At 45.6% G+C, this 967-nt stretch carries 2 protein-coding genes; both read right to left on the bottom strand.

From position 1 onward, the window contains the following. Window positions 1-297 (bottom strand): undecaprenyl-diphosphate phosphatase (locus A3729_RS26015; RefSeq protein WP_304439760.1); only part of this gene is annotated, 297 nt, incomplete at its 3' end. A 39-nt stretch (window positions 298-336) separates the two neighbouring features. After that, window positions 337-967, bottom strand: a 631-nt coding sequence (tsaB, locus tag A3729_RS26010; RefSeq protein ID WP_068634434.1) for a tRNA (adenosine(37)-N6)-threonylcarbamoyltransferase complex dimerization subunit type 1 TsaB, incomplete at its 5' end; no start/stop codon positions are given.

Genomic DNA, 967 nt, shown 5'->3' with positions numbered 1-967 from the left:
AGCCAAACCTGCGGGTATCGTTGCCAGAATAATCAACCAGGCCAAGCGACCATCATTAGACTGCTCTTTAAACGACACGCTCTTGAACCATGCGCCACTCAGTTGAATCACTTCTCTACGAAAATAAATGACTATCGCCATCAAGGTGCCAACGTGAACCGCTACATCAAAAGCCAAGCCTTGATCTTCCCAGCCCAAAACTTGTGAAGGCAAAATCAGGTGAGCGGAGCTCGATATGGGTAGAAACTCCGTCAAGCCCTGAACAAGTGCCAATATAACTGCTTCAAACCAAGTCATTTTTAATCCTTAACTATCAATCCATATAGCGAGTAGCACTTAGGCTCTACCCGGCAGTTTTTTCCATGTAACCGTATTTCTGACATAGGATGGCATCGCGTCTTCTAGTAGCCCTGCTACACCTTTAAAATGCGCATAACGAGCCAGCTGACAAATAGCATGAGCCTCTGGTCTCATCTCAGCATCAAAACTATCCAAATGCCCTTTTACATCCGAAGGGAAACGTTCAGAGTAGTCAAAGCCACTACCGACACCAATAATAGGCCCATCCGTGATCGCGTCAGGCAAGCTCACTAATTCAGGTTTAGTCACATTTTCAATACCCAAAGTCTCCACCCGATAATAAGGATCCTCGTTCCCGTTGCTCTGTTTCTCCACTTTGCAGCAAGCCCAATACACCTCATCCATACGTGCATCAATTGCTACAAGCACTTGAGAAATAGCGTACTTCAAATAGCTTTGTAGGGCTAGAGCTTGGATATTAGATATGGCATAGATATGACAGTCACTTCCGTAGGCCAAGCCTTGCGCGATACCAGTCGCGATACGAATACCCGTGAACGAACCTGGCCCACAACCAAAAGCAAGCGCATCCAGATTTTTAGCTTTTAACTTACCGTGGCCCAAACAGTCTTTCACCATAGGTAAAATTAACTGAGTATGACTTCGA

It is taken from the genome of Oleiphilus sp. HI0043, from assembly GCF_001634935.1.
The sequence above is the reverse complement of the archived record's forward strand: the minus strand, read 5'-3'. Positions and strand labels throughout refer to the sequence as shown.